Origin of the sequence: Streptomyces ficellus (genome assembly GCF_009739905.1) — a bacterium.
Lineage (GTDB): Bacteria > Actinomycetota > Actinomycetes > Streptomycetales > Streptomycetaceae > Streptomyces > Streptomyces ficellus_A.
In genome coordinates, this window is record NZ_CP034279.1 from 5,245,884 (window position 1) to 5,270,228 (window position 24,345).

The following is a 24,345-nucleotide window of genomic DNA, read 5'->3' on the forward strand; positions in this document are numbered from 1 at the left end:
ACGTTTGTGCAGGTCGTAGCGCTGTGACGGCTCTCGCGTCAGAGCAGCCAGACGTTCTCCACCGGGCTGGATGCCGCATAGCAGGCTTTCGCCAGCGAGGTGAAGGCGTCCCGCAGCTCCCGTACGGCGGTCGTGCCCGCGGCGCGGGTGATGGCCGGGGTGTCGGCGAGGGAGAGACAGTGGCGGCGGGCCGCGGTCAGTCGTTCGGCCGCCTCGTCGATGTCCAGTTCCGCGGCCACGGCCGCCAGGGGGGCGGTGGGCACCTCCCCGGTGAAGACGAACCCGTACCAGGCCGCGACGCCCCGGTCGCAGACGTCCACCGCCGTACGCAGCGCCCGGGCCCGCTGCGGCGTGGTGATCCGGGTGCCGATCATGGGCAGGGCGAGGGTGCCGGGCGGCAGGACACGGAACGCCGGAACGACCAGGGCGTGCAGGTCCCTCGCGGCCTGCAGGAGAGGGTCCGTGATCGCCTTGGCCTCCGACCAGGACATGAGGTCGTCGCCGTCCTCCAGCTCCGCCGCGGCGGTCAGCCGGTTGAGCGGCTCGGCGAGCTCGGGTACGAGGGAGACGAGGTACGCGTCCGAGTCGTGCCCCTGGGGCCAGAGGGTGCCGGCGAGGCAGTGGGCGAGGACCGAACGGTGATAGGCGCCGGCCGCGGCCGCGGCCTCCCGCACGCTGTGGTGCGGGGTGCGGGCCGCCTTCTCCCGCTTCCTGTCCTTGTGGGCGTCCATGGCCGCCTGCGCCACGTACGTGCCGACCGCCACGGCGGGCGGCGCGGAACCGGTGCCGATCCGCCGCTGCGTGTCCTGGAACCGCAGGGCGCGGGTGGTGCCGGAGGTGGCTTCGGGGCGCGTGTCCACCGGGTCGAACCGTTCGGCCTCGGGGGGTCGCAGTTCCCGGGAGCCGCTGTAGGTGAGCCATGTGCCGTGGGCTATGGGCCGGGTGTCCCGCTCGCCTGCCATGGGCCCCTCCAACTCCGTTGCCGGTCGCCGGTGTTGTGCCCCTTCGGGCGGCTTTCGAACCCGCCGCTCGCCGCCCGGCCCTCCCTCGTACGGTCCGGCCCGTCCGACGCGCGTCCGACGCGTCCGACTCGTCCGCCTCTCCCTTCTCGGTGACAATCGCGGGTATGGACCACACGCCACAGGTCAGTGTCGTCACCGTCGAACGGCACATCGCCGCCCCCCGCGACCGTGTCTGGGAGGTGCTCACCGACCTGCACGGCATGCCCGCCACGCTCAGCGGCGTCACCCATGTGGAGGTGCTCACCGAGGGGCCGTTCCAGGCGGGCAGCCGGTGGATCGAGACGCGGCGGATGTTCGGCAAGGAGGCCACCGAGGAGATGTGGGTGACCGCCTGCCAGGCCCCCTCGCACTACGTCGTGGAGGCCGAGTCGCGCGGTACGCACTACGTCTCCGAGTTCACGGTCCGCGAGACCGGGCCGGGGGAGACCCTCGTCCGGATGGCGTTCTCGGCACGCCCGCCCGGTGGTCTCGGCGGCCTGTTCGTGCGGCTGCTCGGCGGCCTCGGGCGCAGGGCGGTGGCCAAGGCGGTCGAACGGGACCTGGCCGACGTGGCGGTGGCGGCCGAGCGCCGCCCCGCCTAGACCCCAGCACTACACGTATCCGAAGGAGACCTCGTGACCATTGCCGTGGAGCAGCTCACCGACCCCGCCGTCCGCGCGTTCGTGGCCGCCGTCAACGCGGGTGACCGCGACGGGTTCGCCGCCGCGCTCACACCGGGCGCGACCATGTCCGACGACGGTTCCGACCGGGACCTCGACCAGTGGGCGGAGAAGGAGATCTTCTCGTCCGGCGGCCACATGGACGTCGAGTCGGAGCAGGCCGACGGCCGCGCCCTCGTCGTCCGCTACCGCAACGACACCTGGGGCGAGATGCGCACGGCGTGGCGGTTCGTGGTCGGAGACGACGGCAAGGTCAGCCGCTTCGAGACGGGCCAGGCGTAGGGCCGGCGGCGTGACGGACGTACTGGTGGTGGGGGCCGGACCGGTCGGGCTGACCGCCGCCGCCGAGCTGCGGCGCCGGGGCGTCGGGTGCCGTCTCGTGGACCGGCTGCCGGCGAGGCTGCCGTACGCGAAGGCCGTGGGCGTCCAGCCGCGCACGCTGGAGATCTGGGACCGGATGGGCCTGGTGCGCGCGGCGCTGGACGCGGCCGTCCCGATGCTCGGGCAGTTGCTGTACGTCAACGGCGCGGAGCAGGCCCGTATCGAGCTGGAGCTGCCGAAGGAGGTCCCGTACGGCTTCGCGGCGCTGCCGCAGTACGAGACCGAGCGGATCCTGGAGGAGTTCCTCGGCCGCTACGGCACCCGGATCGAGCGGGGCACCGAGCTGACGTCCTTCGTCCAGGACGCCGACGGGGTGACCGCCCGGCTGGTCACCGCCTCCGGCGGGCAGGAGGAGGTGCGCTGCCGGTACCTGGTGGGCTGCGACGGCGCGCACAGCACGGTCCGCAAGGCGCTCGGGCTCACCTTCGAGGGCGGCGCGTTCCCCGAGGAGTACATGCTCGCCGACGTGGAGGTCGACTGGGACCTGCCCCGTGGGTACGGCGTGCGGTCCACGCACCGCGGCGCCGACGGAGGCGTGGACGACCTGCTGGTGTGCATCCCGCTGCCCGGCACGAGCCGGTACCGGATGTCGATGCTGGTGCCGCCCGAGCTCTCGGCCGCCGGGCGGCCCGGGGAGCCCGGCCGGCCGGACGGCGCCGTGGCGCACGGCCTGGAGGGCGGCGGCCGGACCCCGACGACCGCGCACATCCAGGCGGTCGTGGACCGGCTCGCGCCCCGGCCGGCCACCGTGTCGGCCATGCGCTGGTCGTCGGTGTTCCGGATCAGCCACCGGCTGGTCGACCGGTACGCCGACGGGCGGGTCTTCGTCGCCGGGGACGCCGCGCACATCCACCCGCCGACCGGTGCGCAGGGCATGAACACCGGCATCCAGGACGCCTGCAACCTGGCGTGGAAACTCGCCCTCGCGGTGCGGGGCGCGGCGGGCCCGCGGCTGCTGGCGAGCTACGACGCCGAGCGGCGGCCGGTCGGCGAGGAGGTCGTCGGACGTACCGTCAGGCACGCGACCCGGGGCGGCGTGCCGGCGGATCCGGCCGACCCGGAGACGCTGATGCTGCGCGAGGCCCAGTTGCTGGTCGGCTACCCGGACAGCCCGGTCGTGGCGCGGCCGGCGGCGGGCGCCGGTCCCGGTCCGCGGCCGGGGGAGCGGGCACCGGACTGCGGCGGGCTCACCGCGGACGTGGCGGCCTACCCGCTGCGCCTGTACGACCTGCTGCGGGACCGCGACCACGTGCTGGTGCTGTACGCGGACGGCCCGGCCGAGCAGGAGTTCGACGACCTGCTGGCGGCGGCGCGCCGGGCGTCCGGTGACCGGGTGGAGGGCCTGCTGGTCCTCGCCGACGGTGCGCCCGCGGGCGCCACCCGGCTGCCGGTGTACCGCGACGGCCGCGGTGAGTTCGCGCGGCTGTACGGCACGGACGGTGCGACGGCGTTCCTGGTCCGCCCGGACGGCTACCTGGGCGCGCGACTCACCCCACCCACACCGGCCGCCCTGACCGCCCACCTCTCCGACGTCTTCGTTCCCTGACGCGCGCCCCGGCCACCGGCCCATGCGGAGGGGACGCACAGGCGGGCGCCGAACGACGGACGCGTGCCGACCGACGGCCGGCCCCGTACGGCCGCCCCGCCGCGACGGCGTGTCAGCCGCGGCCGATGTAGGGCATCGCTGTCGCCATGACCGTGGCGAACTGGACGTTCGCCTCCAGCGGCAGGGCCGCCATGTGGGCCACCGTCCGGGCGACGTCCGTCGCGTCCATGACCGGTTCGACCGCGAGGTCGCCGTTGGCCTGGAGGATGCCGGTCTCCATGCGCCGCGTCATGTCCGTGGCCGCGTTGCCGATGTCGATCTGGCCGCACGCGATGCGGTGGGCGCGGCCGTCCAGGGACAGTGACTTCGTGAGGCCCGTCATGGCGTGCTTCGTCGCCGTGTACGCGATCGAGTGCGGGCGCGGCACGTGCGCCGAGATGGAGCCGTTGTTGATGATCCGGCCGCCCTGCGGCGACTGCTCCCTCATCTGCCGGTAGGCCGCCTGCGCGCACAGGAACGCGCCGGTCAGGTTGACGTCGACGACCGCACGCCACGTTTCGGGGTCCAGGTCCTCGACCGGTGTGCCGCCGCCCGCGAAGCTGCCCGCGTTGTTGAACAGCAGGTCCACCCGGCCGAACCGGTCCCGTACGGCCGCGAACAGGGCCGTCACGGCGTCGGCCGAGGTGACGTCGGTCGGTACGCACAGGGTGTCGTCCGCGCCGGTGAGTGCGGCCGTCTCCGCCAGGGGCTGCGCCCGGCGGCCCGCCAGCGCCAGCGACCAGCCGTCCTGCGCCAGCGCCAGCGCCACGCTCCGGCCGATGCCCGAGCCGGCCCCCGTCACCACCGCGATCCTCCGTACAGCGCTCATGCGCCGCAGGGTACGGGAGAGTCCGGCACCCGGAACTCACGCGGCCGACATGTGGATGTTGTGTACCCGACAAGCCCTGCTGCTGTGATGCCGTCCACAGCAGCCACCAGGGGAGGGTCCATGACACCCGCACACACCCACGCACCCGAACTGCGCGCCGCCGCCCGGCACATCGGCCGCCGCGGCTTCCTCACCGCCACCGGCGCCGCCGCCGCGCTCGCCTTCTCGGTCAACCTGCCCGGCACCGCCCACGCCGCCGAGGCCGACGCCCGCCGCCTCACCGAGGACCCGTTCACCCTGGGCGTGGCCTCGGGCGACCCCCTGCCCGGCTCCGTCCTGCTCTGGACGCGCCTGGCGCCCCGCCCGTACGAACCCGGCGGCGGCATGCCCCGCGCCCGCGTCCAGGTCCGCTGGGAACTGGCCCACGACGCCCGCTTCACCCGCGTCGTCAGACGCGGCACGGCCACCGCCCACCCCGAGTTCGACCACAGCCTGCACGTGGAGGTCACCGGCCTCGACACCGGCCGCGGCTACCACTACCGCTTCCGGGCCGGCGACTGGATCAGTCCCGCCGGCCGCACCCGCACCGCGCCCGCCCCCGGCGCCCGCACCGGCGGGCTGAAGCTGGCCGCCGTGTCCTGCCAGGCGTACCACGACGGGTACTTCACGGCGTACCGCCACCTCGCCGACGAGGACCTCGACGCCGTGTTCCACCTCGGCGACTACCTCTACGAGTACGCCGTCAACGCCACCGGCGGCGCCCGCGCCTACACCGACCGCCGGCTTCCCGCCCACTTCAACCGCGAGACCGTCACCCTGGAGGACTACCGGCTCCGCTACGGGCTCTACAAGTCCGACCCGGACCTGCGGGCCGCGCACGCCGCACACCCCTTCGTCGTCACCTGGGACGACCACGAGACCGAGAACAACTACGCGGACGGCACCCCCGAGAACGTCGTACCGCCCGAGGAGTTCCTGCTGCGCCGCGCCGCCGCGTACCGCGCGTACTGGGAGAACCAGCCGCTGCGCGTCCCGCAGCGGCCCACCGGCCCCGACATGCGGCTCTACCGCAGGCTCCGGTTCGGGCGCCTCGCCCAGTTCGACATCCTCGACACCCGCCAGTACCGCTCCGACCAGGCGTACGGTGACGGCTGGCAGACGCCCGGGCCCGAGTCCGAGGACCCCGCGCGCACCATGACCGGCGCCACCCAGGAGCGCTGGCTGCTCGATGGCTGGAAGAACTCCACCGCCACCTGGAACGTCCTGCCCCAGCAGGTCACCTTCGCCCAGCGGCGCAACGTCCCCGGTCCCCACTTCAAACTGTCCATGGACGCCTGGGACGGCTACCCCGCCTCCCGGAAGCGGGTCCTCGACGGCGCGGCGGCGGCCGGCGTCGACAACCTCGTCGTCCTCACCGGTGACGTCCACGTCGGCTACGCCTTCGACCTCAAGGCCGACTTCGACGACCCGGAGTCCCGGACCGTCGGCACCGAGATCGTCGCCACCTCCATCGCCAGCGGCAAGGACGGCGCCGACAAGCCCGCCAACCACGACGACCTCACGCGCGCCAACCCCCACCTGAAGTTCTCCAACGGGCGGCGCGGCTACGTGACGGTCACGCTGACCGGCGAACAGGCGCGCGCCGACTTCCGCACGGTGTTCGCCGTCACGACGCCCGGCGCACCGGTCACCACGGCGGCCTCGTTCGTCACCGAGGCGGGTGACCCGGGTCTCCGGCCCGTATAGGCACTTAGGCACTTAGGCACTCGTACGGACTGTCACCTTGAGGTTTCAACGAAGCCCGGCGAGCTGACACCATGGGCCCGGCCCCGAGAACAGGAGACGAGATGCCGGAGAGCGGCCCCAGCACGCCAGGACACATACCGGCCGAGCGCCCGGAGGCCGCCGCCCCGTCGCCCGGCAAGGTCCCGGCCCCGGCCCAAGCCCCCGCCGGCGGGGGCACGCCTCCGGGCACGGCCACCGGCACGACGGCCTCAAGCGGCGCGAGCACCGGCACCGGCACGACCACCGGCACCGGCACGGTCCCGGGCGCGGGCGGGGCCGCCGCGCGGCGGGCGGGCCTCCTGGTCACGCTCGTCCTCGGTGGGCTCACCGCCCTTCCGCCCCTGTCCATGGACATGTACCTGCCGGCCCTGCCCGAGGTCACCCGGGCGCTCTCCGCACCCGCCGCCACCATCCAGCTGACCCTCACGGCCTGCCTCGCCGGCATGGCGCTCGGCCAGCTCGTCGTCGGCCCGATGAGCGACAAGTGGGGCCGCCGCCGGCCCCTGCTCGTCGGCATGCTCGTCTACGTCGCCGCCACCGCGGTCTGCGCCCTCGCCCCGAGCCCCGAACTGCTCATCGCCTTCCGGCTGCTCCAGGGCCTCGCGGGCGCGGCGGGCATTGTGATCGCCCGGGCGGTGGTGCGGGATTTGTACGACGGCGTGGAGATGGCCCGGTTCTTCTCCACCCTCATGCTGATCTCCGGGGTCGCCCCGATCGTCGCCCCGCTCATCGGCGCCCAGATCCTGCGGGTCACCGACTGGCGGGGCGTCTTCTCCGCCCTCACCCTGGTCGGCGTCCTGCTCACCCTCGTCGTCTGGAAGTGGCTCGGTGAGACGCTCCCGCCCGCCCGGCGGCACGGCGGCGGGGTCGGCGAGGCGCTGCGGACGATGCGCGGACTGCTCGCCGACCGGGTGTTCTCCGGCTACATGCTCGCGGGCGGGCTCGCGTTCGCCGTCCTCTTCGCCTACATCAGCGCCAGCCCGTTCGTGGTGCAGGAGATCTACGGGGCTTCGCCCCAGACCTTCAGCCTGCTGTTCGGGATCAACTCGGTCGGGCTCGTCGCGGTCGGCCAGATCAACGGCAAACTGCTGGTGGGCCGGGTCAGCCTCGACAAGGTGCTGGGCTTCGGGCTCACGGTGATCGCCCTCGCGGCCGGTGCGCTGCTGCTGATGACGAGCGGCGTGTTCGGCGAGGTGGGGCTGGTGCCGGTCGCCGCCGGACTGTTCGTGCTGATGTCGGCCATGGGTCTCGCGATGCCCAACACCAACGCCCAGGCGCTGATGCGCACCCCGCACGCGGCCGGTTCCGCCTCGGCGCTGCTCGGGACGACCTCGTTCCTGATCGGCGCGGTCGCCTCCCCGCTCGTGGGCATCGCGGGCGAGGCGACGGCGGTTCCGATGGCCGTCGTCCAACTGGCGTGCGCGCTGGGCGCCGTCGCCTGCTTCCTGGGCCTGTGCCGCCCGTGGCAGCAGGCCCGGCAGGAACGCCGGCCGCGCCCCGCGTAACCGGCCGGGAACGTCAGCCGCGCCTGCCTGACCGGCCGGGAACGTCAGCCGCGCCTCGGGTAGCCGACCAGGTGGACGCGGTCGCGTGCGTCCGTCCACCGGAAGACGCCCACCCCGGCCACCTCCGCCACGGGCAGGCGTACGTTGGGCGCGAGCGCCTCGGGCACCCCGGTCGCCAGGTCCACCGCGACCGGGCTGCCCCCGCCGGCCAGGGCGTCCGCCGCGCCACGGGCCCCGCTCGCGCCGTACGCCACGCCCCCGTCCGTGACGGTGGCCAGCGTGAGCGGCCCGGAACCGCCGGCCTCCTCGAAGCAGCGTCCGGTCCGCGCGTCCAGGTCGAAGGCGAGGCTCCCGGCGATCACGTACCGGCCGCCCGGGGACGCCACCGCCTGCGGGTACTCACCCGGCTCGATCGCGGGTCTGCGGCACTCCGCCTTCACCAGCGGCTCGCCGGTGTCCGCGGCGTGGACCGCCCAGATGTCGTGCGTGGCCGCCCGCGCGGTGCCCTTCCGCCCCTGCCACCGGGCCAGGACGTGCCCGTCGACCAGCGACGCGGGCACCCCGCTCGCCGGGTCCGCGCCGGCGGGCGCCCGGTCGCGGCTGAACCAGCCGCCCGGCACCCAGAAGCCCCGCGCGCCGCTCACCAGCAGGCCCCTCGGCGTCACCCCGCGCACGGCGGTCAGCCGCCGGCACTCGGCGCACCCCTTGGGGTGGCCGAGGCGCTGCGGCGGGACGCCGCTCACCGCGCCGGTGTCCGGGTCGACGACCGCGCTCCTGGCCCGGCCGTCGCTGATCAGCACGCCCGGCCCGGTGCCGGTCACTGCCGGGACGTCGGCCCAGGGCACCTCCACCCGCCGCCGGGTGCCGCCGGCCGCGTCGTACACGTCGAGGGACACGAAGCTGCCGGACGTCGTCAGCGGGTCGTCGCCGGTCCTCCCGTACGACCAGGTCACGAAGAACCGCCGGTCCTCCTTGGTCAGGGTCAGGAGGCCGGGGAAGCCCTCCGGGCCGCCGAGCGGCCGCCAGGCGGGACCCGTCCAGCCCGGCCGGCCGGTCCGCGCGTCGAGCGTACGGAGGCGGTACCGGGTGGTGTCGACGCGCTCCAGGTACGCGATGGTCCCGGGCACACCCGCGACGACGTGGTCGGGGGGCAGGCCGGAGACCTCCCAGCCGCGCGAGGTGTCGTACCGGGCGGGGACGGTGAGCCGGGTGGCCGGGGCGGTCGCCTCGCGGGCGGACTGGGAGGTCCCGGCGCCCGCCCGGGGTCCGGTGCGCTCCTCGCCGGAGCCGCCGGAGCCGCCGGAGCCGCCGGAGCCGCCGGAGCCGCCGGTGCCGCAGGTGGCGAGCAGGACCAGCAGGGCGAGGACGGTCACGCCGGCGGCCAGGGCCAGGCGCACGATCCGCTGTCTCATGGTCCCCCGTCCCCGGAACAGTGGGCGGCCAGCCTACCCAACCGCGGCCCCTCGCCGAGGAGTTCGCGCGACACCGGCCGGGCGCCGGTCACGGCCGGCCGGCGGCCGCCCACGGACGGGCCCGGCCGCCCGCCTACCATGGATCGGTGAACGCCTCCCCCTCCACCTCGGACGCCCTGCGCGGCGCCCTCGCCGGGCTGCTCGACGGGCTGCCGCCGACCCAGGCGGCACAGGCCGTCGAGCGGCTCATCACCCACTACCGCGGGACGGTCCCCACCGGCGCGCCCGTGCTGCGCGACCGGTCCGACGTCGCCGCCTACGCCGCGTACCGGATGCCCGCGACGTTCGAGGCGGTGCGGGCGGCGCTGGACGCGCTGAGGGAGGCCGCCCCGGAGTGGGTGCCGGGCACGCACACCGACATCGGGGGCGGTACGGGCTCCGCGAGCTGGGCCGTCGCCGAGGCGTGGGACGGGTCGGCGCGCACCACCGTGCTGGACTGGGCCGAGCCGGCGCTGACGCTGGGCCGCGAGCTGGCGTCGGCGTCGGGGATCGGCTCCCTGGAGTCCGCGACGTGGCAGCGCTCTCGGATCAGTACGGCGCTCCGAATCGAGAGCACCGATCTCGTCACGGTGTCGTACGTCCTCAACGAGCTCACCGAGCAGGACCGTGCCGCTGTCGTCACCGAGGCCGCCCGCGCGGCCCAAGCCGTCGTGATCGTCGAGCCGGGCACCCCCGACGGCTACACCCGGATCATCGCCGCCCGCGACCTGCTGATCGAGGCCGGTCTGACGATCGCCGCGCCCTGCCCGCACAGCGCCGCCTGCCCCATCGAACCGGGCAAGGACTGGTGCCACTTCGCCGCCCGGGTCAGCCGCTCCTCCCTCCACCGGCAGGTCAAGGGCGGTTCGCTCGCCTACGAGGACGAGAAGTTCGCGTACGTGGCGGCCACCCGCTTCCCCGTGACGCCGGCCGCCGCCCGGGTCACCCGCCGGCCGCAGATCCGCAAGGGCCAGGTCCTGCTGGACCTGTGCACCAGCGACGACGGCCTGCGCCGCGACACGGTGACCAAGCGCCACGGCACCCTCTACAAGGCGGCCCGCGACGCCGCCTGGGGAGACGAGTGGCCGCCCCGCTGAGGGGATGACGACGCGCACTCCGCCCCGCCACTCACCGGCCTCCGCGCGCCGCGATTCGGGGGCCGGGCCCCCACCGGCCCGGCCCCCGGCGGTCGTCAGGGCCGCAGCTCCTGCGTGCAGCACTTCACGCTGCCGCCGCCCTTGAGGAGTTCGCCGAGGTCCATGCCGATCGGTTCGAACCCGCGCTCGCGCAGTGGCCGCAGCAGCCCCACCGCGGCCTGGGGGAGCAGCACGTGCCGGCCGTCGCTGACCGCGTTCAGGCCGAGCGCCGCCGCGTCCTCCTCCCCGGCGATCAGCGCGTCGGGGAAGAGCCGGCGCAGTACCGAGCGGCTGCCCGGGGAGAACGCGCCGGGGTAGTACATGATCTCGTCGGCCGCGTCGTCCAGGACGCACAGCGCGGTGTCGAGGTGGTAGTAGCGGGGGTCCACCAGGTCCAGGCCGATCACCGGCCGCCCGAAGAACTCCTGCGCCTCGTCGTGCGACAGCGGGCTGGAGCGGAACCCGCGCCCGGCCAAAACGTACGTCGAGGTCACCGCGAAGTCGCCCTCGCCCTCGTTGACGTGGTCCGGTTCGCGCACGTCGGTGAAGCCGTGGGCCCTGAACCACTCCCGGTGCACCGCAGCCTCGGCGGCCCGCTCGGCGAAGGCGAACCGGGCGCCCAGCACCCGGCCCTCGATGACGGTGGCGCCGTTGGCGGCGAACACCATGTCGGGCAGGCCGGCGTGCGGTTCCAGCAGCTCGACGGTGTGACCGAGCGCGAGGTACCGGTCGCGCAGGTCCTCCCACTGGGTGAGGGCGAGGGGCAGGTCCACCGGCTTGGCCGGGTCCATCCAGGGGTTGATGGAGTACGTCACCCGGAAGTGCGCGGGTGGGCACATCAGGTAACGGCGGGGTGATGCGTCACGGGGCAAGGAAGGCTCCTCACGGGCGACAGACGCACGATCTGTGCGTGCAAGCCATGGTGCGCCGTGCGGGGCGTCCGCGCAGTGGACCGTACGGGTGAGTTCACGCCGGCGCTCACCAAGCGCCGCGCGCCGTACGCCCCCGCGCCGACCGAAGCGCCAACCGAGACGATACGTCTCGCCTCGTGGTGCTGGTAGATTGGGGGCATGGCTGAGACCAGGGCACCCGACTCCACGCGCCGCAGCGAACGCTCCCGCCGTGCGATCTACGACGCGGCCCTCGCCCTCGTCGGCGAGGTCGGCTACGCCAAGACCACCATCGAGGGCATCGCCGCCCGGGCCGGGGTCGGCAAGCAGACCATCTACCGCTGGTGGCCGTCCAAGGCGGCCGTCCTCCTGGAGGCCTACGTCGACCTCGGCGCCCAGGCCAACGAGGCGGCCGGCGGCGACGCGGACAGCGGGATCCCGGACACCGGCGACCTCGAGGCCGACCTCAAGCTCGTGCTGCGCGCCACGGTCGACGAGATGAACGACCCCAAGTACGAGGCCCCCACCCGCGCCCTCGCCGCCGAGGGCGTGGTGGACCCCGAGCTGGGCGCCCGGTTCGTCGAGGAGCTGCTGGAGCCGCAGCTCCAGTTGTACGTCACACGACTGACCGCCGCCCGCGAGGCCGGCCAGGTGCGCCCGGAGGTCGACCTGCGCGTCGCCCTGGAGCTCTTCGTCGGCCCGCTGACCCACCGCTGGCTGCTGCGCACCCAGCCGCTGACCCACGCGTACGCGGACAAACTCGTCGAATACGCCCTGCACGGCCTTGCCCCGCGCTGACGCCCCCGGCCGGGTGCGCCCCGCGGCCGCCCGTGGAGCTCCTCACGCCGGGCGGCCGGCCGGGGGTGGCGAAACACCCCAAAGGCCCGCAAGAAGGCCGGTTCTCCGGCGGGCGTGACCCGGTCCTCTCCCTCCGGATGGGGACTTGCGGTCACCGGAGCCGCAGGATGGTGGGACCATGGCAGGGACCGCAGGGCTTGGCAGAGGTGTGGGGATAGATGGGCGACGGTATCGGCCGCTACCGCGGCACGGAGAACAAACTCGCGCAGTGGCTGCGCCGGCGCCCGAAGAAGACCGCCGACGAGGCCCCGGGCCGCGAGGATCTGCTCCGGGCCACCGCCGCCGCAGGCCTGCCGCTCGCCCCCGCCGCGTATCCCGTCGGGTATCGCTGTTCGTGCGAGCGCATCGGCTGTCCCACCCCGGCCCGCCACCCCGTCTCCTTCGCCTGGCAGACCCAGTCCACCACCGATCGCGCGCAGATCGAGCGGTGGGCCGAGGGCCAGCCGCAGGCCAACTTCATCACCGCGACCGGCATGGTCCACGACGTCCTCGACGTTCCGCTGGAGGCCGGTCGCGCCGCGTTGGAGCGGCTGCTCCGCGAGGGCGTCGACGTGGGCCCGGTGGCCGAGTCGGGGGACGGCCGGATGCTGTTCTTCACGGCGACCCGCGGCACCCCCGAGGACGAGGACGAGTGGTGGCCCTGCGAGCTGGACTGCCACCCCGAGACGATGGACGAGCACCCGGGCCTGCGCTGGCACTGCCGGGGCTCCTACGTCCTCGTACCGCCCGCCCGCCTGCCCGGTGACCTCGGCGTCGACTGGGTCCGCGGCCCGGAGCACCCGCTGCCGGACCCGCTGACCCTGCTGGAGGCGCTCACCGACGCGTGCGCCCGCCACGCCGACCAGTACGACGGGCACGACGACCACCACTCGGTGGCCTGGCCGCTCAGCCGGTAGACGGGGCCCGTCAGCCGATGGGCGGGGCCCGCGTCAGGAACCCGTCGCCGACGTCACGCCCTGGAGCCGGCCCACGACCGTCACCCGGTCCGTCTCCGCGCCGGCCGGCTTGACCACCACGGCCTGGCTGGACACCCACTCCCGGGTCAGGCTGCTCTTGACCTCGCCCGTCATCAGCGCCCGTACGTCGGGGCTGACCTTCGGCCGGTAACCGGGCGCCGCCACCTGCCGGTCGTAGAACCGCGTCGCGAAGAACACCAGCGCGCCGCCGTCCTGGGTCGTCAGCCCGAGCGGAGCGTAGTCCCCGGTGTCCAGGGGCTGGTCCACGTACTGCGTGGCGAGCCCCGGCCGCTTGGCGATCTTCGCCCGCTCGTCGCGCCACACCGAGGTGTGCGGACCGGCCGCGAAGTGGGCCGGCCGGCCGGTCTGGAGGTACGAGGAGTACTCCTCGCTGAGGTTCTTCGGCGCCACCGCCAGCGCGGTGGAGTCCGGCGCGGCGGGCTCCGCCCAACCGTCCTGGTCCGTCTTGAACTTCGGCACCCCGGAGGCGGGCAGGATCTGGAGGTACGCCACCTCCCACAACTGCTCGGGGCCGTTGCGGACGAAGACCAGCAGCCAGCGGTCGTCGTCCGCGCCCTGGTCGACGTCCCGGTTGGAGTCCGTGTCCGCCACGAACCAGCGCGGCCAGCCGGCCTTCTTGGGTATCGCGTAGTGGGCGTCGGTCAGCTCCAGCGGGCGGTGACCGGGGTTGCCGTCCGGGCTGGTGACGCTCCGCGACTTCAGCCCCGCCTGGTTGATCGCCCCCAGCGCGCCGGTCACCCGGCCCGCGTCCAGCGCCGGGTCGTACGCCTTGTCGGCCTTGTTGTACGCCTCGGTGAACGCCGTCAGCGCCTCGGCGGCCTCGTCCCTCGTCACCGCCGGGACGACCGCCAGCTCGCCGTGCACCGTCACACAGCCGCTCGCCGTCGGCGCCAGTACCGCCGCCGCCGCGAACGCGGCCGCCACCCGCCCTCGGGCCCGCCTTCTCATCGGTTGCCTCTGCTCCTCGACCCCCATGTGACGTCCGAACCCTACCGGGGCCCGCCGCGGCCCGAGCCCCGGGCTCCGTTTCCCTTCGCCGCCTCTCCGTCGCCGTACCGCCCGACCGCGAACCGCCCGCGTGCTTCAATGCCCGGGTGAACACTGCATATGACGTGCTCGCGGTCTTCTGCGGAGGCGACGGCCGCCACGGCAACCTCCTCGGTGTCGTACGCGACGGGCGGGCCCACCCCGACGAGGCGTCCCGGCAGGCGTTCGCCAAACACCTGGGTTTCAGCGAGACGGTGTTCGTCGACGACCCCGAGCGCGGGGTCGTCGACATCTACACGCCGGGCGTGCGCCTCCCGTTCGCCGGGCACCCGCTCGTGGGCACCGCCTGGCTGCTCGACCTGGAGGTCCTCAACCCGCCGGCCGGCGAGGTGTGGGCGCGCGACGACGGCGAGTTCACCTGGATCACCGCCCGCCCCGAATGGGCACCGGACCGTACGCTGCGCGCGTACGCGTCGGCCGCCGAGGTCGACGCGCTGGACGTACCCGAGCCCGGGGACTGGGTCTACGCGTGGGCGTGGGAGGACGAGGCGGCCGGCCGGATCAGGGCCCGGGCGTTCCCGGGGCGGGGCGACGGCATCGACGAGGACGAGGCGACGGGCGCCGCGGCCCTGCTGCTCACCGCCCGGCTCGGCAGGGCGCTGAACATCACGCAGGGCCGGGGGTCGCAGTTGCTGACCGCCCCCGGCCCCGACGGCACGATCGAACTCGGCGGCCGCGTCCGCGAGATCAGGCGCTGAGCGGTCTCAGGCGCTGAATGTCACGCGCTGAACGTCACGCGCTGAGCGGGAACTCGGCGCCCAGCTCGCGGAACACCGCGCCGTTGAAGTCGAAGGCGCGCTTGCACTCGTCGACGATCCGCTGCTTCTCCAGGTCGTCGGCGTTCACCCGGTCCAGCAGCTCGCGGTAACCCCGCTTGAAGGCGGCGGGGTTGGGGATCTGTTCGAAGACGTAGAACCGGACGCCGTCGCCCTTGCGGGAGAAGCCCCAGGTCCGCTCCGCCTTGTCGCGGATGATCTGGCCGCCGGACAGGTCGCCCAGGTAGCGCGTGTAGTGGTGCGCCACGTACCCGGCGGGCCAGGTGCGGGCGCACTCCTCGACGCGGGCCGCGTACGCGGCGGTAGCGGGCAGCGGGGCGGCCGCGGCGCGCCACCCCGGCCCGCGCAGGTGCGTCAGGTCCCGCTCCAGCTCGGCGGTGCGGAACAGCTCGGGCTGGACGAACGGCCCGGCGACCGGGTCGTCCCGCAGCCCGTCGGCGGCGCCCTCCAGCGCCCGGTACACGAACCACAGCTGCTCGGTGTAGCGGGCGTAGGCGTCCACGCCGAGCCGTCCGCCCAGCAGGTCGCTCATGAAGGAGGAGTTCTCCGCCTCCGTGTGCTGCTGGTGCGACGCGGTGCGGATGAGCGTCGAGAACGGGGTGACCGTGCCGCTTGCGTCCAAGGCGGGCCTCCGGGGACCGAGGGGACGAAGAACGTGGCGCGCGGGAACGCGCCACCACCGCCGATCCTCCCTGCTTAGGGTTACCTAAGTCAACCGGTTCCCGACGGCCTGTCGGTAAAACGGTACCCGCCCGGAGCGTCAGGGCAACGTGAGGATCTCGGCGCCCGTCTCCGTCACCACGAGCGTGTGCTCGAACTGCGCGGTCCGCTTGCGGTCCTTCGTCACCACCGTCCAGCCGTCGTCCCACATGTCGTACTCGTGCGTGCCGAGCGTCAGCATCGGCTCGATGGTGAACGTCATGCCGGGCTGGATGACCGTGGTGGCGTGCGGGGAGTCGTAGTGCGGGACGATCAGGCCGGAGTGGAAGGACGAGTTGATGCCGTGGCCGGTGAAGTCCCGCACCACCCCGTAGCCGAAGCGCTTGGCGTACGACTCGATGACGCGGCCGATGACGTTGATCTGGCGGCCGGGCCTGACCGCCTTGATCGCGCGGTTCAGTGACTCGCGGGTCCGCTCGACGAGCAGCCGCGACTCCTCGTCGACGTCGCCGCACAGGTAGGTGGCGTTGTTGTCGCCGTGGACGCCGCCGATGTACGCCGTGACGTCGAGGTTCACGATGTCGCCGTCGCGCAGGACGGTGGAGTCCGGGATGCCGTGGCAGATGACCTCGTTCACCGAGGCGCACAGGGACTTCGGGAAGCCCCGGTAGCCCAGCGTCGACGGGTAGGCGCCGTGGTCGCACATGTACTCGTGCGCGACCCGGTCCAGCTCGTCCGTGGTCACGCCGGGCGCGATGTGCTTGGCGGCCTCCTCCATCGCACGGGCGGCGATGCGGCCCGCGACGCGCATCCGCTCGACGGTGTCGGCGTCCTGCACCTCGGGGCCGGTGTACGGCGTCGGGGCGGGCTTGCCCACGTACTCGGGGCGGCGGATGGATCCGGGAACGGAACGGGTGGGGGAGAGCTCCCCTGGTACGAGCAGCGACTGGCCAGACATGCCAGCGAGTCTAACCAGGCCTTCCCGGGGCACCATTGCGACAGAGGTGCGACAGAGGGAGGAGCGGCGATGACGCTGTTCAAGAAGCGTACGGCCGGCAAGCCGGGCGAGTGGTACTACTGCCTGAAGCACGGGACGGTCGAGGAGGGGCCCGAGTGCCGCGCCGCGGACCGCTTCGGTCCGTACGCCACCCGCGAGGAGGCCTCCCACGCGATGGAGACGGCGCGGGACCGGAACCAGGAGTGGGAGAACGACCCCAAGTGGCACGACGCCCCCAAGGGCGACGCCCCCCGGGACGGCGCCTGACGCGGGGCGGCGCTGTGGCGGGCGCCGGGTGACGGGTACCGGCAGGCCCCGGCGGCCCCGGTCAGGGCCGGGACGGCTCCGGCGCCGCCTCCGCCTCCGCCTCCGCGTCCGTCCCGGCGGATCGTGCGGCGCGGCGGCGCCGGGCGTCCTCGTCCGTCTCCGCGTCGTACGTCACCAGCTTCGGGAGCACCGCCGCCAGCAGGCCCACCGAGGCGAGGCAGGCGAGGCCGCCGGTCCAGAACGCCGGGCGCGTGCCGGTCCAGCCCGCCATCGCGCCCGCCCGCACCTGGCCCAGCTGCGGGCCCACGCTGTACGAGAGGACCTCGATGCCCGCGAGGCGGCCGCGCAGCTCGTCCGGGATGGTCTGGTTCCAGATCGTGGACCGGCCCAGGCCGCTCAGCATGTCGCCCGCGCCCGCGAAGGCCAGGCACACCAGCACCAGCCACACGTTCGAGAACCAGCCCGCCGCGGCCACCGCCAGCCCCCAGCCCGCCGCGCCGAACACCACCAGCAGCCCGTGCCGCCGCACCTTCGACGTCCACCCGCTGGTGAGGCTCAGCACCACCGACCCGACCGAGCCCGCCGCGTACATCAGCCCCAGTGACCACTCCGCGCCCAGGTCCTCCGCCAGGAACGGGAAGATCGTGTGCGGGAAGGCGAAGAACATCGCGGCCAGGTCGACCGCGTACGTACCAAGCAGCACCGGCCGCGACCAGGCGTAGCGCGCGCCCTCCGCTATGGCCCGCAGCGACGGCCGCTCCGCGTCGTGCGCGGCCGGGGCGGGGGACAGGCGCAGGCACAGCAGCACGGACACGGCGAAGCAGACCACCGTCGTGCCGTACGCCGTCCCGTGGCCGGCGTACGCCACGACCAGACCCGCCAGCGCCGGGCCCGCGATCGCGCCGAGCTGCCAGCGCAGCGAGTTCAGCGCGGCGGCCGCGGTGAGCTGGTCGTGCGGCACGATGCGGGCCATCAGCGAGTCCAGCGCCGGGCGCTGGAGCCCCGCCAGCGCCGAGACGCCCGCGGCGACCACGTACAGCGGCCACAGCAGCGGCACCGGCAGCATCGCGTTCACCAGCAGCACCACGGCCAGCAGGCCGAGCGCCGCCTCGGTGACCAGGATGATCTTCCGCCGGTCGACCGCGTCGGCCAGCGCGCCCCCGTACAGGCCGCACACCACCAGCGGCACCAGCTCCACGGCGCCCATCGCGCCGACCGCGAGCGGCGAGTCCGTGAGGTCCTTGATCTGCAACGGCAGGGCGACCATCGCCGCGAAGCTGCCGAAGTACGCGATCAGCCCCTGCACCCACAGCAGGCGGAAGTCGCGGGACGAACGCCAGGGGGACAGGTCGGGCAGCAGTGCGGAGATCTTGGGTGTCACGTCCGCCCATGCTCCGTGCCCCCGGCGAACCCCGGCAACCGGTTTTCGGACCGCCCCGGGCCGGAGTCACCAGCGCTGCGGCGGCGGCGCCGTCACCAGGTCGGTCAGCCGCGCCAGCCGGTCCCGGAAGCGGCGACGGCCGGGCGGCGCGGCGGACGGGCCCGGCGGGGCGTTCTCCCCGGCCGCCGCGCTCACCAGGTGCTGGACCACGTCGAGGTCCACGTCGTCCGCCTCCGTCACCGACAGCGCCTCGTGCGCCAGCGCGAGCACCTCGCGGTCACCGCCGTCCAGCGACAGCACCGTCGCGCCCGCCCGCCGCGCGTCGTGCACCCGCTCCAGCAGGGCGCCGTCCGGCCGCTCCGGCGCCACCATCAGCAGCGTCGCGCCCCGCCCGGCCGCCGCCAGCCGGCCCAGGCCCACCGCCAGGTGCGCGGGGCCGGCGGGCCGCACCCGGTGCCGCACCAGCGTCGGCGCCAGCTCCGGCCGGCCCGACCAGGCCGCCTCGTCCACCAGGTGTGCCGCCAGGTGCCACGGCTCGTACCCCTCGGTGCCCACCAGCAGCAGCCCGCCGCCCCGCGGCACCACCGAGGACCGCAGCACCCCGGCGAACCGGCGGGCCGCCGCGGGCCACTCCGTACCGTCCAGGACCTCACGCAGCAGCGCGACTCGTACGGCGTCCATGGCGCACCAGCGTGCCCCCGCGCCGGTGCCGCGCGCGGGCGTTCGGCGCCGCATCACCCGGACGGGGACGCGCCACGTAATGTCGGGACCATGACTACTGATCCGTACGACCTCCCCGACGTCTCCGGGCTCGTCGTCGGCGTCCTCGGGGGCACCGGCGACCAGGGCCGCGGCCTCGCCTACCGCCTCGCCCGCGCCGGCCAGAAGGTGATCATCGGCTCGCGGGCCGCCGAGCGCGCCGAGGCCGCGGCCGCCGAGCTGGGCCTGGGCGTCGAGGGCGCCGACAACGCCGAGTGCGCGCGTCGCAGCGACATCGTGATCGTCGCCGTGCCGTGGGACGGGCACGCCGCGACGCTGACCGCGCTGCGCGAGGACCTGGCCGGCAAGCTCGTCGTCGACTGCGTCAACCCCCTCGGCTTCGACAAGAAGGGCGCCTACGCCCTCAAGCCCGAGGAGGGCAGCGCCGCCGAGCAGGCCGCCGCCCTGCTGCCCGACTCGCGCGTCACCGCCGCCTTCCACCACCTGTCCGCCGTCCTCCTCCAGGACGAGACGGTCGAGGAGATCGACACGGACGTGATGGTGCTGGGCGAGAAGCGCGCCGACACCGACCTGGTGCAGGCCCTCGCCGCCCGCATCCCCGGCATGCGGGGCGTCTTCGCGGGCCGGCTGCGGAACGCCCACCAGGTGGAGGCACTGGTCGCGAACCTCATCTCGGTCAACCGCCGCTACAAGGCCCACGCCGGCCTGCGGGTCACCGACATCTGACCGGCGCCCGGCGCCCGGCGCGGGGCGAGCATGGGGGACACTGTCCGGGCACGTTTCACGCCGTACCCGGACAGGAGCCGCCCCCCATGCCCCGCCTCGCTCTGTACGCCCTCGCCGTCTGCGTCCTGGCCGTCGCCGCCGCGGTGGTCGCCTTCGCCCAGGGCAGGTGGCTCGGCATCGTCTGGGTGCTGCTGGCCGGCGTCTCCTCCAACATGGCGTGGTACTACCACCGCCGCGCGAAGGTCACCGGCCGCGGCGCGAAGGTCACCGGCTGACGCTCACCGGCTGACGGTCATCCGCTGATGGTCACCGGCTGACGACCTCCTGGCACAGCTCGTTCTGCTCCTGCCAGAAGCGGTACAGGTCCTGTCCGCAGTACGTCTCGGCGTCCTGGACGCCCAGCGCCTGGAGCGCCGTGTCGACCAGCCCGAAGAAGGCGTGGTTGATCTCCGGGACGAACAGCAGCGCGAACACCGCGAGCAGCCCGAAGGGCGCGAAGGGCTCCACCTGGCGGCGCACCTTGTACGACAGCCACGGCTCGACCACGCCGTAGCCGTCCAGCCCCGGCACCGGCAGGAAGTTCAGGATCGCCGCCGTGACCTGCAACAACGCCAGGAACGCCAGCGCGAAGCGGAAGGCGTACGGCACGCCGTCCAGCGCGTCCAGCCAGAACGGGGCCGTGCACACGAGGGCGAACAGGACGTTCGTCAGCGGACCCGCCGCCGAGATCAGGCTGTGCTTCCACCGCCCCCGGATGCGGTCGCGCTCGATGAAGACCGCGCCGCCCGGCAGGCCGATGCCGCCCATGATCACGAACACCACCGGCAGCACGATGCTCAGCAGCGCGTGCGTGTACTTCAGCGGGTTGAGGGTCAGATAGCCCTTCGCCCCGATGGTGAGGTCGCCGCCGTGCAGCGCCGTGCGGGCGTGCGCGTACTCGTGCAGGCAGAGCGAGACGACCCACCCGGACGTCACGAAGAGGAACACCGCGAGCCCCGGGTTGGCCGAGAAGCCCGTCCACACCGCCCATCCGGTGACCGCCATGACGGCGGCGATCCCGAGGAAGACGGGACTGATCCTCCGGTCGCCGGTGCGGGAGGTGGCGGTGGCCATGGGCGGCTCTCCTGGGGCTGGGCGGGACTGGGGCGGGACTGGTGCTGACCGACCGTACCGGACGCGGCGCGCGGGCCGGGGCGAGGACAATGGGGCGGTGCGCATCTCCGTACTCGGTCCCACACAGGTCCACCGCGCGGACGGCTCCGCCGTACCGGTCGGCGGCGCACGGCTGCGCGCGCTGCTGACGGTACTGGCGCTGCGGGCCGGGCGGACCGTGCCGGCCGGGCTGCTGATCGACGAGGTGTGGAACGGTGCCCCGCCCGCCGACGCCCCCGGCGCGCTCCAGGCCCTGGTGGCCCGGCTGCGGCGGGCCCTCGGGCCGGACGCGGTGGTCTCGGCGGCGGGCGGTTACCGGCTCGGCGCCGGGCCCGACGACGTCGACCTGCACCGCTTCGAGCGGCTGGCGGCCGAGGGCGTGCGCGCGCTGGAGGCGGGCGACCCGGGCGGGGCGGTGACCGCGCTGGACACCGCGCTCGCCCTGTGGCGGGGCGGTGAGTCCCGGGGCGCCGCCCTCGCCGACCTGCCCGACCGGACGGCGGAGGCGCCCCGCTGGGAGGCCCGCCGCCGCGAGGCCCGCCGGGCACGGCTCGCCGCCCTGCTCGCCCTCGGGCGGCCGGGGGAGACCTTGCCCGAACTCGCCGCCCTGTGCGGTGAGTTCCCCCTCGACGAGCCGCTCCAGGCGCTGCGCATCCGCGCCCTGCGCGCCGTGGGCCGCCCCGCGGAGGCGCTGGCGGCGTACGAGGCGGTACGCCAGGACCTGGCCGCCCGCCTCGGCACCGCCCCGGGCGCCGAACTCCGCGCCCTCCACACCGAACTCCTCCACCCGGCGGAGGCAGCCGAGTCCGGCCCGTCCGGCGCCCTTGGGGCTGGCGCCCCTACGGCTGGCGCCTCCGGGTACGGCAACCCTGGGGCTGGCACCCCTGGGGCTGGCGCCCCCGGCACCCCCGGCGGGGCGGCCCCGGGCGACGGGGAAGCAGAGGGCGGGGAAGCCGAACGCCCCGGAGCCGGACGCGGGGTGGCGGCCGGGAGGGGCGCCCGGGCGGGGAACCTGCGGGCGCGGCTGACGAGTTTCGTGGGGCGCGAGGAGGACATCGGGGCCGTCCTCGGCGACCTCGAGCGGGCGCGGCTGGTGACGCTGCTGGGACCCGGCGGCGCCGGCAAGACGCGGCTGTCGCAGGAGGCCGCCGAACGGGGCGCCGGCGCCTGGCCCGACGGCGTGTGGCTGGCCGAACTCGCGCCGGTCGACGACCCCGACGCCGTACCCGACGCCGTGCTCACCGCCCTCGGGGCCCGCCAGACCGTGCTGCGCGGCGCCGGCGCGGAGGGGCTGCGGGTGGCCGAGCGGCACGGCGACGCCGACGACCCCCTCGTACGCCTCGCCGAGCACTGCGCGCCGCGCCGCATGCTGCTCCTGCTCGACAACTGCGAGCACGTCGTGGCCGCCGCCGCGGCGCTGGCCGAACGGCTGCTGGAGCAGTGTCCCGGGCTCACCGTCCTCGCCACCAGCCGGGAACCCCTCGGCGTACCGGGCGAGACCGTGCGCCCCGTCGACCCGCTGCCCGACCCGATGGCGCTGCGGCTGTTCGCCGAGCGCGGCGCCGCGGCCCGGCCCGGGTTCGACGTCGGCGACGACCCCGACGCGTGCGCCGAGATCTGCCGGCGTCTCGACGGCCTGCCGCTCGCCATCGAGCTGGCCGCCGCCCGCCTGCGCATGCTCGCCCCGCGCGGCATCGCCGGCCGGCTCGACGACCGGTTCCGGCTGCTGTCCAACGGCAGCCGCACCGTCCTGCCGCGCCAGCAGACCCTGCGCGCGGTCGTGGACTGGTCGTGGGACCTCCTGGACGCGCCCGAGCGGGCCGTCCTGCGACGGCTGTCGGTGTTCTCCGGCGGCTGCGACCTGGACGCCGCCGAGGCCGTCTGCGGCGGCCCGGACGCGCCCGAGGTGCTGGAGCTGCTCGCCTCCCTCGTCGACAAGTCGCTCGTCGTCGCCGAACCCGCCGCCGGCGGCGACATGCGCTACCGGCTCCTCGAAACCGTCGCCGAGTACGCCGCCGAACGCCTCGACGAGGCCGGCGACCGCGCCGCCGCCGAACACCGCCACCTCGTCCACTACCGCGAACTGGCCCGCACCACCGACCCCATGCTGCGCGGCCCGCGCCAGCCCGCCGCGCTCGCCCGCTTCGAGCGCGACTACGAGAACCTCCGCACCGCGCTGCGCCGCGCCGTCGCCGCCCGCGACGAGCACGAGGCGCTGTGCCTGGTGCTGTCCCTCGCCTGGTACTGGGTCATGCGCGACCTGCGCGCCGACGCCCTGCACTGGGCCGAGGCCGCCGCCGCGCTCGGCCCCGACCCCTTCGCCCCGCCCGTCGCCCCCGCGCCCCCGCTGGTGGACCGGTGCACCGACACCCCGCCGCCGATGAGCGACGAGCAGCTCCAGGAGGCGCGCCGCGGGGTGCGGCTGGTGCAGCTGGCCGGCATGGACCACCAGACGGCCCGGTGGACCACACCGGAGGGGCTGGACGCGGCACGCCGGATCAGGAGCGCCTACCACCCGGGCCTGCCGCAGACCTGCCGCGTGCCGGGGACGCTCTGGTGGTTCGCCGTCCTGCTCACCGGGAACGCCGACGAGCTGCGCCACCTGCTCGACGCGACCGTCGAGACGTGCCGTGCCTTCGGCATGCGGTGGGAGCTGGGCATGGCCCTCCAGATGCGGGCCAATGTGCTGGCCAACCGCGCCGACTGGGCGGGCGACGCGGGGAGTGACGCCGACGAGAGCCTGGAGATCTTCCGGGAGCTGGGGGACTCGTGGGGCACGGCGGAGGCGTTGTCGGCGCGCGGCGAGGCCCGCGAGCGGCGCGGGGAGTACGAGGGGGCCGCCGAGGACTTCCAGGCGGCCATGGAACACGCCGAACGGCTCGGGGCGCAGGCCCAGACGGCCCTGCTGCGCGTCCGCTACGCCGAGACGCTCAACGAGACGGGCCGGGGCACCGAGGGCGAGCGGATCCTGCGCGCCGTTCTCGCCGAGGGCCGGGCCGCCGGGCACGAGGCGGTGTCCGCCGCGCGGCTGTTCCTGGCGCTGCGGTTGGGCCGCACCGGCCGCGTCGGCGAGGCGCGGGCCCAACTGGACCTGCTCGCCGAGGAGTTCCACCCGGCGGCGCTGTCCCTCTTCCTCGGCTTCACCTTCGGCATCCGAGCCTGGCTCGACATCCTCGACGGTGACCACCGCCAAGCCGTGGACGGGGCCGTGCGGGCTCTCGCGCACGCCCGGGAGCCGCTGTCGACGATGATCGCGCCGCACATGCCCGCCATCCACCTGGTCACCGCCGCCCGCGCGCTGGCCGGCCTGGGCGGCCCGGCGGCGCACACGGCGGCGCTGCTGCTGGGCGCGCAGGACGCCGCGCTGCCGGACGCCTACCACCGCACCCCCCTGGAGCGGGAGAGCCTGGCGGCCGCCGGGGCGGCGGCCCGTGCCGTGCTGGGGGACGCCGCGTTCGACGCCGCGTACGCCGAGGGCGGCGGCCTCACGGTCGAGGAGGCCGCCGCCCTCCTGGATGCCCGGGCGTCGTCACACCGGTGA

General features: G+C 74.8%; 22 protein-coding genes and 1 pseudogene. 13 read left to right on the forward strand and 10 right to left on the reverse strand.

Annotated elements, in window-relative coordinates; genetic code table 11:
- Positions 1 to 38: 38 nt before the first annotated feature.
- On the reverse strand, positions 39 to 962 hold the full coding sequence (locus tag EIZ62_RS23495; RefSeq protein ID WP_156694674.1) for a hypothetical protein: 924 nt from the start codon (positions 960 to 962) through the stop codon (positions 39 to 41).
- Between the two features lie 164 nt (positions 963 to 1,126).
- Here EIZ62_RS23495 and EIZ62_RS23500 point away from each other — a divergent pair, with 164 nt between their 5' ends.
- Genes EIZ62_RS23500 through EIZ62_RS23510 form a run of 3 tightly spaced genes read left to right on the forward strand, consistent with a single transcriptional unit; the run spans position 1,127 to position 3,608 of the window.
- Positions 1,127 to 1,603: an SRPBCC family protein gene (locus EIZ62_RS23500; RefSeq protein WP_156694675.1), complete on the forward strand. Its 477-nt coding sequence runs from the start codon at positions 1,127 to 1,129 to the stop codon at positions 1,601 to 1,603.
- Positions 1,604 to 1,636: 33 nt separating this feature from the next.
- Positions 1,637 to 1,963: a nuclear transport factor 2 family protein gene (locus EIZ62_RS23505; RefSeq protein ID WP_156694676.1), complete on the forward strand. Its 327-nt coding sequence runs from the start codon at positions 1,637 to 1,639 to the stop codon at positions 1,961 to 1,963.
- 10 nt (positions 1,964 to 1,973) lie between these two features.
- On the forward strand, positions 1,974 to 3,608 hold the full coding sequence (locus EIZ62_RS23510; RefSeq protein WP_156694677.1) for an FAD-dependent monooxygenase: 1,635 nt from the start codon (positions 1,974 to 1,976) through the stop codon (positions 3,606 to 3,608).
- Positions 3,609 to 3,720: 112 nt separating this feature from the next.
- Here EIZ62_RS23510 and EIZ62_RS23515 read toward each other — a convergent pair whose 3' ends face one another.
- Positions 3,721 to 4,476, reverse strand: coding sequence for an SDR family oxidoreductase (locus tag EIZ62_RS23515; protein WP_156694678.1), 756 nt, complete (start codon positions 4,474 to 4,476; stop codon positions 3,721 to 3,723).
- Between the two features lie 120 nt (positions 4,477 to 4,596).
- Between EIZ62_RS23515 and EIZ62_RS23520 the strand changes: the two genes are divergently transcribed.
- Complete coding sequence (locus EIZ62_RS23520) at positions 4,597 to 6,222, forward strand: alkaline phosphatase D family protein (RefSeq protein ID WP_156694679.1); 1,626 nt, start codon at positions 4,597 to 4,599, stop codon at positions 6,220 to 6,222.
- Positions 6,223 to 6,323: 101 nt separating this feature from the next.
- A complete protein-coding gene (locus EIZ62_RS23525) occupies positions 6,324 to 7,766 on the forward strand; it encodes a multidrug effflux MFS transporter (RefSeq protein WP_156694680.1) in 1,443 nt (480 codons plus the stop codon).
- A 44-nt stretch (positions 7,767 to 7,810) separates the two neighbouring features.
- Here the strand turns inward: EIZ62_RS23525 and EIZ62_RS23530 are convergent, their stop codons facing one another.
- On the reverse strand, positions 7,811 to 9,178 hold the full coding sequence (locus EIZ62_RS23530; RefSeq protein WP_208828018.1) for a hypothetical protein: 1,368 nt from the start codon (positions 9,176 to 9,178) through the stop codon (positions 7,811 to 7,813).
- Positions 9,179 to 9,324: 146 nt separating this feature from the next.
- Here EIZ62_RS23530 and EIZ62_RS23535 point away from each other — a divergent pair, with 146 nt between their 5' ends.
- Positions 9,325 to 10,314: a small ribosomal subunit Rsm22 family protein gene (locus tag EIZ62_RS23535; RefSeq protein WP_156694681.1), complete on the forward strand. Its 990-nt coding sequence runs from the start codon at positions 9,325 to 9,327 to the stop codon at positions 10,312 to 10,314.
- Between the two features lie 95 nt (positions 10,315 to 10,409).
- Here the strand turns inward: EIZ62_RS23535 and ddaH are convergent.
- Positions 10,410 to 11,261: pseudogene (gene ddaH, locus EIZ62_RS23540) on the reverse strand (dimethylargininase); the annotation flags it as partial.
- A gap of 162 nt (positions 11,262 to 11,423) precedes the next feature.
- Between ddaH and EIZ62_RS23545 the strand changes: the two are divergent.
- Together EIZ62_RS23545 and EIZ62_RS23550 are read left to right on the forward strand one after the other, a co-directional pair.
- On the forward strand, positions 11,424 to 12,041 hold the full coding sequence (locus EIZ62_RS23545) for a TetR/AcrR family transcriptional regulator (protein WP_156694683.1): 618 nt from the start codon (positions 11,424 to 11,426) through the stop codon (positions 12,039 to 12,041).
- A 218-nt stretch (positions 12,042 to 12,259) separates the two neighbouring features.
- On the forward strand, positions 12,260 to 12,997 hold the full coding sequence (locus EIZ62_RS23550) for a bifunctional DNA primase/polymerase (RefSeq protein WP_156694684.1): 738 nt from the start codon (positions 12,260 to 12,262) through the stop codon (positions 12,995 to 12,997).
- Positions 12,998 to 13,030: 33 nt separating this feature from the next.
- On the opposite strand, the gene EIZ62_RS23555 is transcribed toward EIZ62_RS23550, so the two are convergent.
- On the reverse strand, positions 13,031 to 14,026 hold the full coding sequence (locus EIZ62_RS23555; protein ID WP_156694685.1) for an SCO2278 family lipoprotein: 996 nt from the start codon (positions 14,024 to 14,026) through the stop codon (positions 13,031 to 13,033).
- Positions 14,027 to 14,172: 146 nt separating this feature from the next.
- Between EIZ62_RS23555 and EIZ62_RS23560 the strand changes: the two genes are divergently transcribed.
- Positions 14,173 to 14,823, forward strand: a complete 651-nt coding sequence (locus EIZ62_RS23560) for a PhzF family phenazine biosynthesis protein (RefSeq protein WP_156694686.1) — start codon at positions 14,173 to 14,175, stop codon at positions 14,821 to 14,823.
- 34 nt (positions 14,824 to 14,857) lie between these two features.
- On the opposite strand, the gene EIZ62_RS23565 is transcribed toward EIZ62_RS23560, so the two are convergent.
- A complete protein-coding gene (locus EIZ62_RS23565) occupies positions 14,858 to 15,523 on the reverse strand; it encodes a biliverdin-producing heme oxygenase (protein ID WP_156694687.1) in 666 nt (221 codons plus the stop codon).
- A 138-nt stretch (positions 15,524 to 15,661) separates the two neighbouring features.
- Positions 15,662 to 16,519 (reverse strand): type I methionyl aminopeptidase, encoded by an 858-nt coding sequence (gene map / locus EIZ62_RS23570; protein ID WP_156694688.1) that lies wholly within the window; start codon positions 16,517 to 16,519, stop codon positions 15,662 to 15,664.
- A gap of 69 nt (positions 16,520 to 16,588) precedes the next feature.
- On the opposite strand from map, the gene EIZ62_RS23575 reads away from it, so the two are divergent.
- On the forward strand, positions 16,589 to 16,825 hold the full coding sequence (locus EIZ62_RS23575) for a hypothetical protein (RefSeq protein ID WP_156694689.1): 237 nt from the start codon (positions 16,589 to 16,591) through the stop codon (positions 16,823 to 16,825).
- Positions 16,826 to 16,886: 61 nt separating this feature from the next.
- On the opposite strand, the gene EIZ62_RS23580 is transcribed toward EIZ62_RS23575, so the two are convergent.
- Together EIZ62_RS23580 and EIZ62_RS23585 are read right to left on the reverse strand one after the other, a co-directional pair.
- Positions 16,887 to 18,206: an MFS transporter gene (locus EIZ62_RS23580; RefSeq protein WP_156694690.1), complete on the reverse strand. Its 1,320-nt coding sequence runs from the start codon at positions 18,204 to 18,206 to the stop codon at positions 16,887 to 16,889.
- Between the two features lie 66 nt (positions 18,207 to 18,272).
- A complete protein-coding gene (locus tag EIZ62_RS23585; protein WP_156694691.1) occupies positions 18,273 to 18,887 on the reverse strand; it encodes a hypothetical protein in 615 nt (204 codons plus the stop codon).
- A gap of 90 nt (positions 18,888 to 18,977) precedes the next feature.
- On the opposite strand from EIZ62_RS23585, the gene npdG reads away from it, so the two are divergent.
- Together npdG and EIZ62_RS23595 are read left to right on the forward strand one after the other, a co-directional pair.
- The gene (gene npdG / locus EIZ62_RS23590) at positions 18,978 to 19,652 is read left to right on the forward strand and encodes an NADPH-dependent F420 reductase (protein WP_156694692.1); all 675 of its coding nucleotides are present in this window, start codon (positions 18,978 to 18,980) and stop codon (positions 19,650 to 19,652) included.
- A gap of 86 nt (positions 19,653 to 19,738) precedes the next feature.
- Positions 19,739 to 19,927 carry a hypothetical protein gene (locus EIZ62_RS23595; protein WP_156694693.1) on the forward strand — a complete coding sequence of 63 codons (189 nt, stop codon included), beginning with the start codon at positions 19,739 to 19,741 and terminating at the stop codon, positions 19,925 to 19,927.
- Between the two features lie 31 nt (positions 19,928 to 19,958).
- Here the strand turns inward: EIZ62_RS23595 and EIZ62_RS23600 are convergent, their stop codons facing one another.
- Positions 19,959 to 20,765 carry a site-2 protease family protein gene (locus EIZ62_RS23600; RefSeq protein ID WP_156694694.1) on the reverse strand — a complete coding sequence of 269 codons (807 nt, stop codon included), beginning with the start codon at positions 20,763 to 20,765 and terminating at the stop codon, positions 19,959 to 19,961.
- 97 nt (positions 20,766 to 20,862) lie between these two features.
- Here EIZ62_RS23600 and EIZ62_RS23605 point away from each other — a divergent pair, with 97 nt between their 5' ends.
- Positions 20,863 to 24,345, forward strand: a complete 3,483-nt coding sequence (locus EIZ62_RS23605) for an AfsR/SARP family transcriptional regulator (protein ID WP_244375929.1) — start codon at positions 20,863 to 20,865, stop codon at positions 24,343 to 24,345.